This is a genomic window from Enterococcus sp. RIT-PI-f, assembly GCF_001297065.1.
GTDB lineage: Bacteria > Bacillota > Bacilli > Lactobacillales > Enterococcaceae > Enterococcus_D.
In genome coordinates this window covers 105019-120732 of the sequence record NZ_LHOX01000012.1, presented here as the reverse complement: position 1 = coordinate 120732, position 15714 = coordinate 105019, and the positions used below count along the sequence as shown (strand labels likewise).

17 protein-coding genes are annotated in these 15714 nt (G+C 41.4%); 16 read left to right on the top strand and 1 reads right to left on the bottom strand.

What is annotated here, in order from left to right:
• Positions 1–2 precede the first annotated feature (2 nt).
• The gene (locus tag AEQ18_RS15375; RefSeq protein ID WP_082348610.1) at positions 3–122 is read right to left on the bottom strand and encodes a DUF4044 domain-containing protein; all 120 of its coding nucleotides are present in this window, start codon (positions 120–122) and stop codon (positions 3–5) included.
• Positions 123–447: 325 nt separating this feature from the next.
• Here AEQ18_RS15375 and AEQ18_RS05845 point away from each other — a divergent pair, with 325 nt between their 5' ends.
• From AEQ18_RS05845 to AEQ18_RS05770, 16 genes are all read left to right on the top strand, one after another.
• Complete coding sequence (locus AEQ18_RS05845) at positions 448–816, top strand: DUF3397 domain-containing protein (protein ID WP_054115437.1); 369 nt, start codon at positions 448–450, stop codon at positions 814–816.
• 196 nt (positions 817–1012) lie between these two features.
• On the top strand, positions 1013–1444 hold the full coding sequence (gene mraZ / locus AEQ18_RS05840) for a division/cell wall cluster transcriptional repressor MraZ (RefSeq protein ID WP_054115436.1): 432 nt from the start codon (positions 1013–1015) through the stop codon (positions 1442–1444).
• Between the two features lie 15 nt (positions 1445–1459).
• Positions 1460–2419: a 16S rRNA (cytosine(1402)-N(4))-methyltransferase RsmH gene (gene rsmH / locus AEQ18_RS05835; RefSeq protein ID WP_054115435.1), complete on the top strand. Its 960-nt coding sequence runs from the start codon at positions 1460–1462 to the stop codon at positions 2417–2419.
• 5 nt (positions 2420–2424) lie between these two features.
• Entirely contained in the window at positions 2425–2844 is a 420-nt protein-coding gene (gene ftsL / locus AEQ18_RS05830; protein WP_054115434.1) for a cell division protein FtsL, read from the top strand.
• On the top strand, positions 2845–5040 hold the full coding sequence (locus AEQ18_RS05825) for a penicillin-binding transpeptidase domain-containing protein (protein ID WP_054115433.1): 2196 nt from the start codon (positions 2845–2847) through the stop codon (positions 5038–5040).
• Positions 5041–5054: 14 nt separating this feature from the next.
• On the top strand, positions 5055–6017 hold the full coding sequence (gene mraY, locus AEQ18_RS05820) for a phospho-N-acetylmuramoyl-pentapeptide-transferase (protein ID WP_054115432.1): 963 nt from the start codon (positions 5055–5057) through the stop codon (positions 6015–6017).
• Positions 6018–6032: 15 nt separating this feature from the next.
• Positions 6033–7400 carry a UDP-N-acetylmuramoyl-L-alanine--D-glutamate ligase gene (gene murD, locus AEQ18_RS05815; RefSeq protein WP_054115431.1) on the top strand — a complete coding sequence of 456 codons (1368 nt, stop codon included), beginning with the start codon at positions 6033–6035 and terminating at the stop codon, positions 7398–7400.
• 5 nt (positions 7401–7405) lie between these two features.
• Positions 7406–8500, top strand: a complete 1095-nt coding sequence (gene murG / locus AEQ18_RS05810; protein ID WP_054115430.1) for an undecaprenyldiphospho-muramoylpentapeptide beta-N-acetylglucosaminyltransferase — start codon at positions 7406–7408, stop codon at positions 8498–8500.
• 77 nt (positions 8501–8577) lie between these two features.
• Positions 8578–9558, top strand: a complete 981-nt coding sequence (locus tag AEQ18_RS05805) for a cell division protein FtsQ/DivIB (RefSeq protein ID WP_235505493.1) — start codon at positions 8578–8580, stop codon at positions 9556–9558.
• 151 nt (positions 9559–9709) lie between these two features.
• Complete coding sequence (gene ftsA, locus AEQ18_RS05800; RefSeq protein ID WP_054115429.1) at positions 9710–11032, top strand: cell division protein FtsA; 1323 nt, start codon at positions 9710–9712, stop codon at positions 11030–11032.
• A 32-nt stretch (positions 11033–11064) separates the two neighbouring features.
• Positions 11065–12309: a cell division protein FtsZ gene (gene ftsZ / locus AEQ18_RS05795; protein ID WP_054115428.1), complete on the top strand. Its 1245-nt coding sequence runs from the start codon at positions 11065–11067 to the stop codon at positions 12307–12309.
• 12 nt (positions 12310–12321) lie between these two features.
• Complete coding sequence (locus tag AEQ18_RS05790) at positions 12322–12996, top strand: YggS family pyridoxal phosphate-dependent enzyme (RefSeq protein ID WP_054115427.1); 675 nt, start codon at positions 12322–12324, stop codon at positions 12994–12996.
• A 13-nt stretch (positions 12997–13009) separates the two neighbouring features.
• Positions 13010–13636, top strand: coding sequence for a cell division protein SepF (locus tag AEQ18_RS05785; RefSeq protein WP_054115426.1), 627 nt, complete (start codon positions 13010–13012; stop codon positions 13634–13636).
• Between the two features lie 35 nt (positions 13637–13671).
• Positions 13672–13926: a YggT family protein gene (locus AEQ18_RS05780; protein ID WP_054115425.1), complete on the top strand. Its 255-nt coding sequence runs from the start codon at positions 13672–13674 to the stop codon at positions 13924–13926.
• 19 nt (positions 13927–13945) lie between these two features.
• The gene (locus AEQ18_RS05775; protein ID WP_054115424.1) at positions 13946–14728 is read left to right on the top strand and encodes a YlmH family RNA-binding protein; all 783 of its coding nucleotides are present in this window, start codon (positions 13946–13948) and stop codon (positions 14726–14728) included.
• A gap of 18 nt (positions 14729–14746) precedes the next feature.
• Positions 14747–15511 carry a DivIVA domain-containing protein gene (locus AEQ18_RS05770; protein WP_054115423.1) on the top strand — a complete coding sequence of 255 codons (765 nt, stop codon included), beginning with the start codon at positions 14747–14749 and terminating at the stop codon, positions 15509–15511.
• Positions 15512–15714 lie beyond the last annotated feature (203 nt).

Here is a 15714-nt window from a genome sequence, read left to right as displayed (position 1 = left end):
TTTTATCCCATGATACTTGTGTATGCGGCTAAGAAAATTGAGCCTACTGTAAGAATCAGCATGGTCCAAATGACTACCTGTGTAACTTTGGCAAATGTGCTTTTTGGTTTTTTTTCGTTCATCTTAAATCCACCTTCAAGAGTTATTCTAGTGACAGTTTACCTTCATTCTGCGGATAACTCAAGGTAAAGGCGGCAGAAATTAATAAAAAAACAACCAAATAGCAAAATTAAAGGAAGAATCAGAAGATAGGCTTGTTGAAGTGCTTTCCTTCTGCTTTAATATAAGATGAAAACTCCTTATTCAGCTGATCGATCGCCTTTTTTGGGACAAAAGTGAGATGATGTGCTGTCTGACTTATTTGTCCATCTATTTTTAACGAAACTGAAATAAGGTTGTAAAGTAAATCAAGTATAGTGACACTAGTTGTTAGAGAGGGTTTTTTGTATGTCAACGTTTAATCCAGTCGTTTTGTTTTGGTATATTTATCCAGTTATCGTCTATCTTGCTTGCCGCTTTTTGGTGTTGGTGTTTTCCTTAAAGGATCGATTTCATCTTAAAGCGCCAGATATCGCAGTACCTTTTTTGATTATTGGCATCCATCAACTATCTATTCATACATTTGATCAAGCCATCACCCTTTACTACCTGTTGTCAATATTACTGTTAGGGATATTGTTAGCAGTTTTTCAGGCATACTACTATCAAGAGATAGATTACGGGCGCTATGGCAAGATGTATTGGCGCAGTATCTTTTTGTTCACGATCGTTTTTCATGTGGTGTTGGTCATGTTTAATCTAATTGGCTATCTATAAGCGACAAACGATCAACCGGCCGCTACGAAGTACTTAAAGTTTTTTTAAAGACGATAAAAAGTCGTTATACCCGCAATTGTCCATTTGGTAAAGAATAGTCAAAGAACTTCCCTTCCAAATTTCATATAATTTGTGGTAGAAAGTGGGGGATTGTGGTAGACTGTGAATATCAAGTGGAGATTGGGGGTTTTTGTCGATGTTTATGGGTGAATATCAACATGCTATCGATACAAAAGGCCGACTGATCGTCCCTTCAAAACTCCGTGAAAAACTTGGAGAAAAATTTATTGTGACAAGAGGATTAGATGGCTGTTTATTTGGCTATCCTTTGTCAGAATGGGAAACACTTGAAGAGAAATTGAACGAAATGCCGCTTGCAAAAAAAGATGCACGAACATTCGTCCGCTTTTTTTATTCAGCCGCTACTGAATGTGAAGTAGATAAACAAGGCCGAATCAATATTCCCGTTGCACTAAGAACGCATGCTGCATTGACAAAAAGCTGTGTGATCATTGGTGTATCGAATCGAATTGAAATCTGGGATGAAGCACGTTGGCAAGCATTTACCGTTGAAGCGGAAGAAAATTTTGATGAAATTGCTGAAACGATGATTGATTTTGGCTTATAGGAAGAGGAAAAGTAAATGGCAGATTTCAAACACTACACCGTGATGCTTCAAGAAACAGTCGATGGGCTGAATATACGTCCGGATGGCATCTATGTGGATTGTACATTAGGTGGAGCTGGCCATAGTGAATATCTCTTATCGCAGTTGTCCGAGAAAGGTCATTTATATGCCTTTGATCAAGATCAAAAAGCAATCGATCATGCCAAAGTTCGTTTGGCACCTTATATAGAAAAAAACATGGTGACGTTTATCAAAAGTAATTTTCGTTATTTGCATGACGCACTTGCAGCGCAAGGGATTACCAAAGTCGATGGGATTTTATATGACTTAGGCGTTTCTTCACCGCAATTGGATGAAGCTGAACGCGGCTTTAGTTACCACCAAGACGCCCCGCTAGATATGCGTATGGATCAATCTGCGCCATTCAGTGCTTATGATGTTGTAAATCACTTTGAGTACCACCAATTGGTCAAAATATTTTTCCGATATGGCGAAGAAAAATTTTCGAAACAAATTGCCCGTGAGATTGAGCGCGTACGTGCTGTACGTCCAATCGAAACGACGGGTGAATTGGTCGAAATCATTAAAACAGCGATCCCGGCACCAGCTCGGAGAAAAGGCGGACATCCTGCGAAGCGGGTTTTCCAAGCAATCCGCATTGCTGTCAATGATGAATTAGGTGTGATCGAAGCGTCACTGGAACAAGCCATTGATTGCTTGGCGAAAAATGGACGCATTAGTGTCATTACGTTCCATTCATTAGAAGATCGCATCGTTAAATCAATGTTCAAGGAGTATAGCAGTCCCAAAGATATGCCACCGGGATTGCCAATCATCCCAGAAGAATTTCAACCAACTTTGAAGTTGGTGACTAGAAAACCAATTTTACCTTCTGAAGAAGAAGTAGAGGAAAACAATCGCTCACGCAGTGCGAAACTGCGAATTGCGGAAAAAACGAAGGAAAGCGAAGGGTAGCAGCTATGGCAGAATTAAAAGTCCATGACTATGAATTCACAGAGTCTCAAGAACGTGCATTCAATGAAGAAACTGAACATATAGCTGAAAAACTTCCCCAAGACCCACAGCGTCCTGAAGTGATTCGCATCCCAGCATCTCCGCAACGTCGGTTAAAAAGTATTTCTGCGTTGGAAAAATTAATTGCTGCCTTTGTTGTTTTGGCTGTGATCACCTTAGCAATCTTAACGATCAGCATTCGGACCAACATCAGTCAAGTTGAACATGATATTTCATTGATCCAATCAGATATCAATGAAAAGACAGCAGAAGCAGAACAATTAGAACAAGAAAAGAATGAACTTTCTAAAACCGATCGGATCAAGAAGATAGCTGAGGATCAAGGATTGACCATCGATGATGGCAATTTAAGGAAAGTGGATTAGATGAAGCTAACAGATAAATTCAAGCAATACTTAAAAAAGAACAATCAAACTACGATGAACAATCGCAAAAAAGTAGGTATTATTCTCTTTGCTACGAGTATTGGATTGTTCTTTTTGTTTGTCACGCGTTTGAGCTATATCGTGATCGTTGGCGATGTTGCAGGTACGTCTTTGGCTGAGAAAACCAAAAACTTATATCAAGGCAGTGAAGTGATCCAGGCAAAACGAGGAACGATCTATGACCGAAACGGCATTGCGATCGCTGAAGATGTTACCTCTTACTCAATTTACGCTGTGTTGAATCAAAACTACGTAGATGGCAAAAAGAAACTGTATGCGGAAGAAGAAAATTTTTCCAAATTAGCCAAAATTCTTTCTGATACGCTTGGGATCGATGAAGATTCTGCTCAGGAGAGCTTAGAAAATGGACTATCTGATCAATTATGGCGTGTATCTTTTGGGAGTAAAGGAAACAACATTACTTTAGAGCAAAAAAAAGCTATTGAAGAAGCGATGGAAAAAGAAGAAATCGCAGGTTTTCACTTTGATAGTCATCCTGCTCGTTTATACCCGAATGGTATTTTTTCTTCTCACTTTATCGGTTATGCGGTAGCCAATGATGATGATACCGGTCTCGAAGGAAAGACTGGTTTAGAGGCTGCTTACAACGACGTTCTTTCTGGAACGGATGGTAAAATCGTTTATCAAAAAGACAATAATCAAAATCCATTGCCAGGGACAGTTGTTGAAAGCGAAGAAGCTGTGGACGGAAAAGATGTCTATACGACAATTGACAGCCGCATCCAAAGTTACTTAGAAACATTGATGGATTCGGTATACGAAGACAATAATCCTGAAAACGTAACGGCGAATCTAATGGATGCCAAAACAGGGCAGATCATTGCCATGGCGCAACGGCCTACCTACAATCCAGAAGATTTGGATTCTATCAATGATTGGCAGAATCTCTTAGTAGAAGACAATTATGAACCGGGATCCACCATGAAAATTTTGACGACAGCCGCAGCGATCGATCAAGGGATCTTCAATGAAAATGAAACATTTACCCCAAGCAGCGATGGGTTGAAACTCTATGATGCAACGATCAATGACTGGGATTATGGACAAAAAGGCACATTGACGATGCGTCAGGCCTTGTCATGGTCTAGTAATATCGGCATGGTGACATTGGAGCAACGGATGGCAGATCGTTGGCAGCAATACTTGAAACAATTTGGCTTTGGGCGCAGCACCTATTCTGGTTTACCCAATGAAAATACCGGCATTACCCCTGAAGACAATCCAGTGAGTCAAGCAATGACTTCTTTTGGACAAGCGATCGGGGTCACCAATTTTCAAATGATGCAAGCTTTCACGTCAGTAGCCAATAATGGTACGATGTTGAAACCACAATTTATCAGCAAAATCGTTGACACACAAACCGGTGATACCACGGTCACTCAAACCGAAGAAGTTGGGCATCCAATCACCGAAAATGCGGCCACCAAAGTGCGTGAATACATGCGGGATGTTGTTGAAAGTGAAAATTATGGGAGTGCATACGGCGTCTATGAATTGCCTGGCTATAATATTTCTGCCAAAACAGGAACAGCCCAAGTAGCGGATCCGGATACAGGCAAGTACTTATCTGGCGGATCAAATTATTTGTATTCGGTTGTCTTGATGTTTCCGTCGGAAGAACCAGAATATATTTTGTATCTAACGATCAAGTTGCCGGAAAAACATGAAAGCACCGTCTTAGCTGAAATTGCCAATCCGTTGATGAAACGGGTCATGGATCTTAAAAATACTTCTTTAGAAGAAACGACAACAACAAGTGACACGATCACTGTCAATGATTACCGCAACTTAGATACAGAGTCTGCAGCAACAGATGTCCAAAAATTGGGTCTGATCCCAGTTGTGATCGGCGACGGCGATACAGTGACCGCACAGTCTGTAGATAGCGGCACCACAGTGATGGCCGGTGAACGTATCTTGTTGATCACAGATAGTGATTCATATGAGATGCCGGATACCACAGGTTGGTCCAAAGCAGATCTGATCAAATTTGGTAGTCTGCTCAATATCGATGTCACCTTCGAAGGGGATGGATACTGTACGGCGCAAAGCGTAGAGGCGTACACAGAATTATCAGGACAATCAATCAAATTTACATTAAGCGAAAACGAATAATAGGAGAGAAAAAAATGGAATGGACAGAGATGATATTACCGCTGGCGAGTAGTTTTGCCATTGTAACAGCTACGATGCCCCTATTTATTGGGTATTTTCAAATGAAGAAATACGGGCAGGAGATTCGTGGAGAAGGACCTAAATGGCATAACATCAAAGCGGGCACACCCACCATGGGCGGCTTCGTCTTTTTGATCGCAACGATGATCACAGCTATTTGGGTTGGCGCTTGGCAACAGCAACTCACCACATCATTGTTCATTCTTTTGTTTATCACCTTGCTATACGGCGCGCTAGGATTTATTGATGACTTCATTAAAATCTTTAAAAAGAGAAATATGGGGTTAAATTCACTTCAGAAATTGATTGGACAAATCGCTGGTGGTATCGTATTTTATTTGGTTTTCTTATCCGAAGGGAATGCCAATACCCTCAACCTATTCGGTATGGCTATTCCATTAAATGTTTTTTATGGCTTGTTCGTTATTTTTTGGCTGGTTGGATTTTCTAATGCGGTCAATTTAACAGACGGCATAGATGGATTGGTTGCTGGATTGGGTACAATATCATTTGCAACCTATGGCATCATTGCTTGGCGCCAAGGGCAAATTGATGTATTGATCGTGTGTTTGGCGGTCATTGGCGGTTTGATTGGCTTCTTTCCCTACAATCGTAAACCTGCAAAGATTTTCATGGGTGACGTTGGTTCACTTGCCTTAGGTGGTCTTTTAGCGGCGATTTCAATTTTGCTGCATCAAGAGTGGACATTGCTACTGGTAGGTTTGATTTATGTATGTGAAACCGCCAGTGTCATGTTGCAAGTTGCTTCTTTCAAACTAACTGGCAAACGAATCTTCAAAATGTCTCCGATTCATCATCACTTTGAAATGAGTGGGTGGTCAGAATGGAAAATCGACACTGTTTTTTGGTGTATTGCATTGGTTTGTTCGATACTTACATTAGTCATTGTATGGTAGGAGATGGAAAATAAAATGAAAAATATAACATCATATCAAAATAAAAAAGTTCTTGTGTTAGGATTAGCAAAAAGTGGATTCAGCGCGGCCAAATTGTTACATGATTTGGGCGCGTTGGTCACCGTCAATGACGGCAAACCTTTTGCTGAAAATCCAGAAGCACAAGATCTTTTGGCGTTAGGCGTCAAAGTGATCACAGGCAGTCATCCAATCGAACTACTGGATGAAGGCTTTTCATTGGTGGTCAAAAACCCAGGTATTCCGTATACTCAACCGATTGTGCAAGGTGCAATAGCTAAAGGCATTCCGGTGATTACGGAAGTGGAATTGGCGTATGAAATCTCGGATGCCCCGATCATTGGTATCACAGGGACAAATGGCAAAACGACAACAACGACGATGATCGCACACATCTTGAATGCAGGTATGACAGAAGGACGAGCCCTTCTTTCTGGAAATATCGGTTTTCCAGCTAGTTCTGTTGCGCAAACAGCTACAGCAGCAGATCGACTGGTCATGGAATTGTCTAGTTTTCAGCTGATGGGGATTGAGCAGTTGCGTCCGCATATCGCAGTCATCACCAATATCTATGAAGCCCATATCGATTATCATGGCAGCCGACCTGAGTATGTCCATGCAAAATGGCGTTTGCAGCAAAATATGACAACAGATGATTATTTGGTCATCAACTGGAATCAGCCTGAACTGCAAAAACTGGCAGCACGAACAGCAGCCAAAGTGGTGCCTTTTTCAACAAAAGAAAAAGTAGAAGGGGCCTATCTGCTAGATGGTCAGTTGTACTTTAATGATGAAGCCATCATGGCGGTTACGGAGGTTGGCGTACCAGGCAGTCACAATGTAGAGAATGCATTAGCGGCAATCGCAGTGGGCAAATTATCAGGTATTTCAAACGAAGACATCAAAGAAGCCTTGCACACATTTAGCGGCGTGCCTCATCGAACGCAATATGTCGGTACCTATCGTGATGTGAAATTCTATAATGATTCTAAAGCAACCAATAGTCTGGCCACCAAAATGGCATTAGATGGGTTTGACAATCAACACTTGATATTGTTGGCGGGCGGATTAGACCGCGGCAATGATTTTGATGATCTCATTCCTTATTTTAAAGGCTTAAAAGCGATCGTCTTATTCGGCGAAACAAAGGTAAAATTGGCCAAAGCTGCCAGAGAAGCACAAGTACCACAGATTGAAATAACCGAAAATGTAACAACGGCTGTACCTCTTGCTTTCAAACATAGTCAAGCAGGGGACACGATATTGTTATCACCAGCGAATGCCAGTTGGGATCAATACCTTAACTTCGAAGTACGTGGTGACAAGTTTATGACAGCCATATCAGATTTGAAAAGAAATGAGTGAAAACCATGAAAATTTTAGTGACTGGCGGCGGAACAGGCGGACATATCTACCCAGCTTTATCTTTTGTTGACTATGTAAGGTCTATCGACAAAGAAGCAGAGTTCCTTTATATCGGTGCCACCAGAGGTTTAGAAAATAAAATCGTGCCGCCCACAGGGATTCCTTTTCAAACTTTAGAGATCCAAGGATTCAAACGCAAACTATCGATGGACAATGTGAAAACAATCCAGTTGTTTTTAAAAAGTTATCTAGCTGCTAAAAAGATCATCAAAGATTTCCAACCTGATGTCGTGATCGGGACAGGTGGGTATGTTTCTGGTGCCGTTGTCTTTGCGGCCTCAAGACTGCACATTCCAACGATCATCCATGAACAAAATAGTGTACCAGGGATCACCAATAAATTTTTGACAAAATATGTGGATCGGATCGCCATTGCTTTCCAGGATGCGGCACGTTATTTTCCTGCCAAAAAAACAGTTTTGGTCGGCAATCCTCGAGGACAAGAAGTCAGAGATGCACAAAAATCTGCTATTTTAGCTGCGTATGACTTGAAGCCCAATCGGCCAACTGTGCTGATTTTCGGCGGCAGCCAAGGTGCCCAAAAAATCAATCAAGCATTGATTGAAGCCATTCCGCTTTTTGCCAAAAAAGACTATCAAGTGCTATATGCTTCCGGTGAACGCTATTATAAAGAAATTGAAGAAAAAATCGGCATGTCTAAAGACGCTTTCCCAAATATTAGTATTCGTCCATATATTGATCAAATGGCAGAGGTGATGGCCAACAGCGACTTATTGATCGGTCGCGCAGGAGCCACATCGATTGCTGAATTTACAGCACTGGGTATCCCGGCGATCTTGATCCCTAGTCCTTATGTGACCAATGATCATCAAACCAAAAATGCACAAAGTCTGGTTCAGGCTGGGGCGGTCAAAATGATTGCAGATCATGCGTTGAACAGCAGCAACTTAGTCGCTGCCGTCGATAGTATTATGGAAAACGAAAGCATGCGCAAGGAAATGGCTCAAGCGTCTAAAGAGCAAGGAATCAGCGATGCTTCTGAAAGATTATTTCGACTTGTGCAAGAGATCATCAAATAGTACAATGTGTGGGATAGAAAGGAGCGATTATCATTAGTAAAGACAAACAACCTCATGATGATCAAACCCCCTCGTCAATGGAAGAATTGACCCCTTGGCAAAGAGAAAATTTAAAATACTTGCAAGATAAAGGTGATCAGCCCCGATGGTCACAATCCGAGAAAGAGGATGAAATCGGCGAAATCCAGACCGAACCATCCGCTGTGGAAGAAGCAGATGGCCACATTGAAGAAGCGGAAGGTGAAGTTGAAGAAAAAGAGTTGGCTTACGAAGAGCCACGGTCTTTTGCTGATCGGTTGCCCAACTTGAAGCAGTATCGGAATCGGTTGCTGATCCGTCGTTTAGCGTTGATCATCGGAATCCTGATAGTTCCTTTATTGATCGTTTTATATTTTGTCTCACCTTTTAGCAGACTGACGGAAGTAAAGGTCAAAGGAAACCAAGAAGTGTCGCAAGAAGAGATTATCGCTGATTCAAATTTGACGCTGAATGAAGACCTATGGCCACAATTTTTTAGCCGTAACGCCCGTGAAGCAGCAATCGAAAAGGCAATTCCTCGAATCAAACAAGTCACGATTTCATTAGCCGGACTGAATCACTTTGAGATTGCGGTACAAGAGTACACAGAAGTGGCATTGCTGGCGAAAGACGATACATATGCTGCGATATTGGAAAATGGTGTTGTTCTATCCGAGACGAGCGACCAACCAATCGAAGGTTTGCCAATACTGGAAGATTTTACAGATGAAACACAGATCAAGTCAGTTTTGACCGCTTATCAGCAATTGAGTCAAGAAATACAAGACGGGATCTCTCAAATCAAATCGAGCCCAAGAGAAAGCAATGATGAATTATTGACGTTGTTCATGAACGATGGCAATCAAGTGATCGTGAATATTTCCAATATGGCGAGCCAAATGCAATATTATCCCCAAATCGCCAGTGATTTGACGGAAGCCAGTATTGTTGATATGGAAGTCGGGATCTTTACCTATCCAATTTCCAGCACCAAAGATGAGGATGCACAGACAGAAGAGTCCACTGACGCTGATTCTTAGAAAAAAATCAAGAGTTTTTTTATTAACTTGTTTCTATAAATCGCCAATATATGGTAGAATTGGTAACAGTGAACAAATTATTCGATTGAACATTAAAAACGGACTGTGATGGTTCGCTATATATCCAATTAACTAGGAGGGAACCCCATCCATGGCAAAAACGGGAATGTATGTTGGCCTTGATATCGGAACGACATCGGTTAAAGTTGTTGTTGCTGAATACGTTGACAGCCAAATGAATATTATTGGTGTAGGAAATGCAAAATCTGAAGGGATCAACCGTGGGATCATTGTAGATATTGACAAAACGGTACAAGCCATTCAAAGAGCAGTAAGACAAGCAGAAGAAAAAGCAGGAATCCAAATTCGCAGTGTCAGTGTAGGTGTGCCCGCAAATTTACTTGATGTTGAAAATTGCCAAGGAATGATTGCGGTCAATAGTGAATCTAAAGAGATCACAGACGAAGATGTTCGCAATGTGGCTTCTGCCGCCCTTGTGCGTTCAACGCCTCCGGAAAGACAAATCATTGCAATCTTGCCGCAAGAATTCACAGTTGATGGATTCGAAGGCATCAAAGATCCTCGCGGCATGATCGGTGTTCGTTTAGAAATGTTCGGTGTTGTCTACACTGGACCAAAAACGATCATCCATAACATCCGAAAATGTGTTGAAAAATCTGGCTTGATCGTGAATGAAATGGTCATCACACCATTAGCTTTGACAGAATCAATTTTGTCTGATGGTGAAAAAGACTTTGGGACGATCGTCATCGATATCGGCGGCGGACAAACGACCACTTCTGCGATGCATGATAAACAATTGAAGTTTACACATGTCAATCAAGAAGGTGGCGAATTTGTCACTAAAGATATTTCAACTGTATTGAATACTTCTTTCAATAATGCAGAAGCCTTAAAAATCAATTATGGTGATGCTTATCCAGAAAGAACGTCTGCCAGTGAAGAATTTCCAGTGGATGTGATTGGTAAATCAGAACCAGTCAAAATCGATGAGCGGTATCTATCCGAGATCATCGAAGCACGGATGGAACAAATTTTCAATAAATCAAAAGAAGTATTGAATGAGATCGATGGCTTAGAATTGCCAGGCGGTGTGATTTTGACCGGTGGCGCAGCTAGTTTGCCAGGTGTCGTAGACTTGGCACAAGAAGTCTTTGAAACAAACGTAAAATTATATGTACCAAACCATATGGGGTTGCGTAATCCTGTCTTTACAAATGTGATCAGTATTGTTGATTACTCGGCCAACTTGAGTGAAGTCTACCAATTGGCTAAGAGTGCGATCACTGGCGAAAAAACGTCGCATCAACAACCTGTTGCTGTCCAACAAGAAGTCAGCTATGAACAACAATACGAAGCACCAGAAGAAACCTATGAAGAAGTGGAAGAAGAAAAAGCGAGCGGATCGATTACCAATCGTGTGAAAGATTTCTTCTCAAATATCTTTGAATAACCTAAAAATCATTTTCAGGAGGAAGACAAACTATGGAATTTTCAATTGATAATAACATCAATGATGGTGCTGTGATCAAAGTCATCGGTGTCGGTGGCGGCGGCGGCAATGCTGTCAATCGTATGATAGAAGAAAACGTTAAAGGCGTAGAGTTTATTGCGGCCAATACAGACGTTCAAGCATTAAAAAATTCAAAAGCAGAAACAGTGATCCAATTAGGCCCTAAATATACCCGTGGTTTAGGTGCAGGTTCTCAACCTGAAGTTGGGGAAAAAGCTGCAGAAGAAAGTGAAGATGCGATCCGTGATTCACTAGAAGGCGCAGATATGATCTTTATCACTGCTGGTATGGGCGGCGGAACTGGGACGGGTGCTGCACCAATCGTAGCAAAACTTGCCAAAGAGATTGGCGCATTGACTGTGGGTGTTGTGACACGTCCTTTCACTTTTGAAGGACCTAAACGCGGCCGTTTTGCAGCAGAAGGAATTGCCAAATTAAAAGAAAATGTCGATACATTATTGATCATTTCCAATAATCGTTTACTTGAAGTTGTGGACAAGAAAACGCCGATGCTTGAAGCATTCCGTGAAGCGGATAATGTCTTGCGTCAAGGTGTGCAAGGGATCTCTGATTTGATCACTGCACCTGGTTATGTCAACCTTGATTTCGCAGATGTGAAAACAGTGATGGAAAATCAAGGCACAGCATTGATGGGTATCGGTGTAGCCAGCGGTGAAGAACGCGTGATCGAAGCAACGAAGAAAGCTATTTCTTCGCCATTGCTTGAAACATCGATCGATGGTGCAGAACAAGTCCTATTGAACATTACTGGCGGCTTGGATATGACATTATTTGAAGCGCAAGATGCTTCAGATATCGTTGCACATGCTGCTACAGGTGATGTCAATATTATTCTAGGTACATCGATCAATGAAGATTTAGGCGATGAAATTCGCGTGACTGTGATTGCTACAGGCATCGATCCGTCAAAGAAAGAACGCACAGCTCGTTCAAATAGACAAAGTCAAAGTCAAATCCATTCTATTCCACAAAAACCAACGTTAGATATGGATCAAGCACGTCCTGCACAAGCAGAGGACAACAGCGGTTTTGGCGATTGGGATATTCGCAAAGAGCAAAATGTGCGTCCTAAAGTTGAAGAGAATACATTTGAAAATGTTGAAAAGAAAGATTTTGATACATTCAGCCGTGAAGATGTCAAATCAAATGATGACGACGAACTAAGTACACCACCATTTTTCCGTCGTAAACGCTAGGAGGCAGAGCACATGATTTCTGAGAACTTGCACAAGATCCAGCAAGAGATACAGGATTCCTGTGCTCTTGTTTCTAGACAGGCATCAGATGTGCATTTGGTTGCAGTTACCAAGTCTGTGGACACGTCAATGACTCAGACATTGTTGGAAAATGGTGTCAGGGATTGCGCGGAAAACCGCGTCGAGCAATTGCTGTCAAAGAAACAAGCACTTAGGAACTATCCGGATGTCAAATGGCATTTCATTGGGAATTTACAGCGCAGAAAAGTAAAATCGATCATCAATGAAATTGACTATTTTCACGCGTTGGATTCATTTAAGTTAGCCCAAGAAATCCAAAAGAGAGCAGAGCAGCCGATCAACTGTTTTGTTGAAGTCAATGTGTCGCAAGAGGCTTCAAAACAAGGCATTTCTCCTGAAGAAGTCGATTCGTTCATTCAAGATCTTGCATCTTTGGATAAAATTCATGTTGTTGGATTAATGACGATGGCACCAATCGATGCTTCAAGCAACGAACGGCATCAGCTATTTAAAACCTTAAAACAATTGCAACAGCGAATTGCTGATCTGCAGCTTACACATGCCCCTTGTTTGGATACAAGTATGGGAATGAGTAATGATTTCTCAGAAGCAATCCAAGAAGGCACCACATTTATACGTGTAGGCACAGCATTATTTCAAGAATAAAGGAGGTTGACGGATGTCGCTTAAAGATAAACTAACCAATTTTTTTGGCTTAACAGATGAAGAAGACTACGAGAGTGAGTCATTCGCACAAGACACGAACTTGCGTGCTGTACCTAAAGTTGCGGTCAATCAAAACACATATACAGCCCCAAAAGCGGCCAATGGGACAGCATACACCTATGCCGAGCCAGAAACAAGGAATCAAACGCAATCATCACAACATCGGTATCAACCGCAATCCGTTAGTCATCAGCAAACGACTGCGGTACCGGAGCGTAACAAGGCTGCATTCAAAACAGAAGAAAAAGTGGTGCCGATGGCGCAGCAGCGGAGCACTGCAAAAGCGAAAGACACGAAGCCGAAAATGGCTGGCAAGATCACAATCGTTGAACCACGGGTGTATTCTGAAGCAATGGGGATAGCCAAGCAAGTCATCAACGGGGATGCTGTACTTGTTAATTTTCACTTAATTGAAGAGTACCAAGCTCGTAGAATAGTTGATTTTTTGACAGGAACAGTGTACGCTGAAGATGGTGATATCAAACGGGTCGGTGATGAGATTTTTCTTTGCACCCCTAAAGGAATGGAAATAGACGGAACTGCGCAAACCTTGGCAGATACGAATTTCTTTGATCTTTAATTTGAGGAGGAACGCCGATTTTAATCTATAATTTATTGAATCTGCTCAATGATGCAGTCTACTTATATACGATTTTGCTTGTGATCTATGCATTATTGTCTTGGTTTCCTGGCGGATACCAATCTGCTTTTGGCCGATTCTTATCAAAAGTTTGTGAGCCGTATTTGAGTCTATTTGACCGAGTGAACCTTAGTATTGGCGGCATTGATTTTACGATCGCAGTAGCAGTGATCGTTTTGCAATTGGCCTCACAGGGGTTGACTGTCATTGTCACATCAATTTTATTTTAGAAGTAAGGGGTGATTATCGGTGAACGCAAATGTCTATCAACATTTCCGCAACGATGAGCGCCCTTTTATTGATTCTGCTGAAGGTTGGATAGAGCAAGTACAAATGCAATATGCACCGTTTCTAACTGATTTTCTTGATCCTAGACAAGCCTATATACTTGAAAGTTTGATCAGACAATCAACGGATCTAAGCTATCGTTTTTTCGGTGGATATGAAGCAGCAGAAAGAAGGCGCTGTTTGATCTATCCTGATTATTATGTGCCAACAACAGATGAATTTGATATGACCTTGTTTACGATCAATTATCCCAAAAAATTTACAGTGCTAAGTCATGGGAAAGTCTTAGGAACGTTGATGGGGACCGGGGTCAAGCGAGAATACTTTGGCGATATCTTGTCAGATGGTGAAACGTGGCAAGTATTTGTTGCTTCGGAAGTGAGTCAATTTGTTCAATTGCAAGTAGACAAAATCGGGCATGTATCTGTTCGATTAGAAGAAACGAAATATACGGAACTGGTCATGCCAAAAGATGGCTGGACTGAGGAACACGAAACAGTCAGTTCACTTCGGTTGGATACTGTGATATCTGCCGTGTATCATATTTCTCGACAACGATCAAAACAGCTGATTGAGTCCGGAAAAGTCAAAGTCAATTGGACTGAAGTATTGCGACCAGACTTTGTTCTGGATCTACTGGATATCATCTCAGTAAGAGGCTTTGGCCGAATCCAAATACAAGGCTTAGAAGGTACGACCAAAAAAGAAAAGGTTAGATTGTTGTTAGGTGTGCTACGTAAATAAATCAAAGAGGTGTAAACTATGGCATTAACTCCATTAGATATTCAGAATAAAAATTTCTCAGTGAAAATGAGAGGGTACAATCAAGATGAAGTCGATGATTTCTTAGATATGATCGTTCGTGATTATGAAGAAGCGGTGCAACGAAATCGTGAACTAGAAAAATCATTGAAACATGCAGAAGAAAAACTGGAATACTTCAATGAATTAAAAGATGCATTGAATCAATCGATCATTGTGGCACAAGATACTGCAGACAAAGTAAAAACCAGTGCTAGCAAAGAGTCTGAAGTCATTGTCACATCTGCGCAAAACAAAGCAGATGAAATGGTTGCTACTGCTGAAAAACGTGCGCATGCGTTGAATGTTGCTGCTGAAGAAAAAGCCAAAGAGATCTTAACAGATGCAACCAATAATGCCCGTCAACTGGCAACTGAAACCAATGATCTGAAAAAGAAAACCCGCGTGTTCCACAACAATCTGCTGGTAATGCTGCAAACACAATTAGCGCAAGTCAAAAGCCCAGAGTGGGAAGAAATTCTGGCACCATTTTCAAGCTATGTCCAAGATTCGCATCAAGTCATTAGAGAAGTTTTATCAAAAGAACTTGACAGTGAAAATACTTCTGGAGTAAACTCAGAAGCAGTAGATGGCCAAACGATACCTGATGTCGATATTGTTGAATCAAGTGAGAAAATCGTTGATGTCAGCGACAGCAGTGAAGTGAAGACATTGGAAGATGCAAGAAACTTATTAGATGAATTAAGTAAAACAGATAACGACTAGAAGCAGAACAAAAAAATTTCTTATATTTTTCAAGCGAGTTTGGGAGAGTGGAAGCCAAATAAAACCCTGTAGGAAATCAAATCATCTGTGAGTCGCAGTTTCGAAAGAACAGGATTGTTCGATTAAAAACCGCCGCCTGATCCCGTTAGCGATCAACAAAGAATTGCCATTGGCAATAAAATTTGGGTGGTACCACGAACACG

Coding starts and splice junctions, on each gene's coding strand:
- ftsA (WP_054115429.1), top strand. CDS start 9,710: ATGGCAAAAACGGGAATGTATGTTGGCCTTGATATCGGAACGACATCG.
- AEQ18_RS15375 (WP_082348610.1), bottom strand. CDS start 122: ATGAACGAAAAAAAACCAAAAAGCACATTTGCCAAAGTTACACAGGTA.
- rsmH (WP_054115435.1), top strand. CDS start 1,460: ATGGCAGATTTCAAACACTACACCGTGATGCTTCAAGAAACAGTCGAT.
- mraY (WP_054115432.1), top strand. CDS start 5,055: ATGGAATGGACAGAGATGATATTACCGCTGGCGAGTAGTTTTGCCATT.
- ftsZ (WP_054115428.1), top strand. CDS start 11,065: ATGGAATTTTCAATTGATAATAACATCAATGATGGTGCTGTGATCAAA.
- AEQ18_RS05805 (WP_235505493.1), top strand. CDS start 8,578: ATGGAAGAATTGACCCCTTGGCAAAGAGAAAATTTAAAATACTTGCAA.
- mraZ (WP_054115436.1), top strand. CDS start 1,013: ATGTTTATGGGTGAATATCAACATGCTATCGATACAAAAGGCCGACTG.
- murD (WP_054115431.1), top strand. CDS start 6,033: ATGAAAAATATAACATCATATCAAAATAAAAAAGTTCTTGTGTTAGGA.
- AEQ18_RS05770 (WP_054115423.1), top strand. CDS start 14,747: ATGGCATTAACTCCATTAGATATTCAGAATAAAAATTTCTCAGTGAAA.
- ftsL (WP_054115434.1), top strand. CDS start 2,425: ATGGCAGAATTAAAAGTCCATGACTATGAATTCACAGAGTCTCAAGAA.
- murG (WP_054115430.1), top strand. CDS start 7,406: ATGAAAATTTTAGTGACTGGCGGCGGAACAGGCGGACATATCTACCCA.
- AEQ18_RS05845 (WP_054115437.1), top strand. CDS start 448: ATGTCAACGTTTAATCCAGTCGTTTTGTTTTGGTATATTTATCCAGTT.
- AEQ18_RS05825 (WP_054115433.1), top strand. CDS start 2,845: ATGAAGCTAACAGATAAATTCAAGCAATACTTAAAAAAGAACAATCAA.
- AEQ18_RS05790 (WP_054115427.1), top strand. CDS start 12,322: ATGATTTCTGAGAACTTGCACAAGATCCAGCAAGAGATACAGGATTCC.
- AEQ18_RS05785 (WP_054115426.1), top strand. CDS start 13,010: ATGTCGCTTAAAGATAAACTAACCAATTTTTTTGGCTTAACAGATGAA.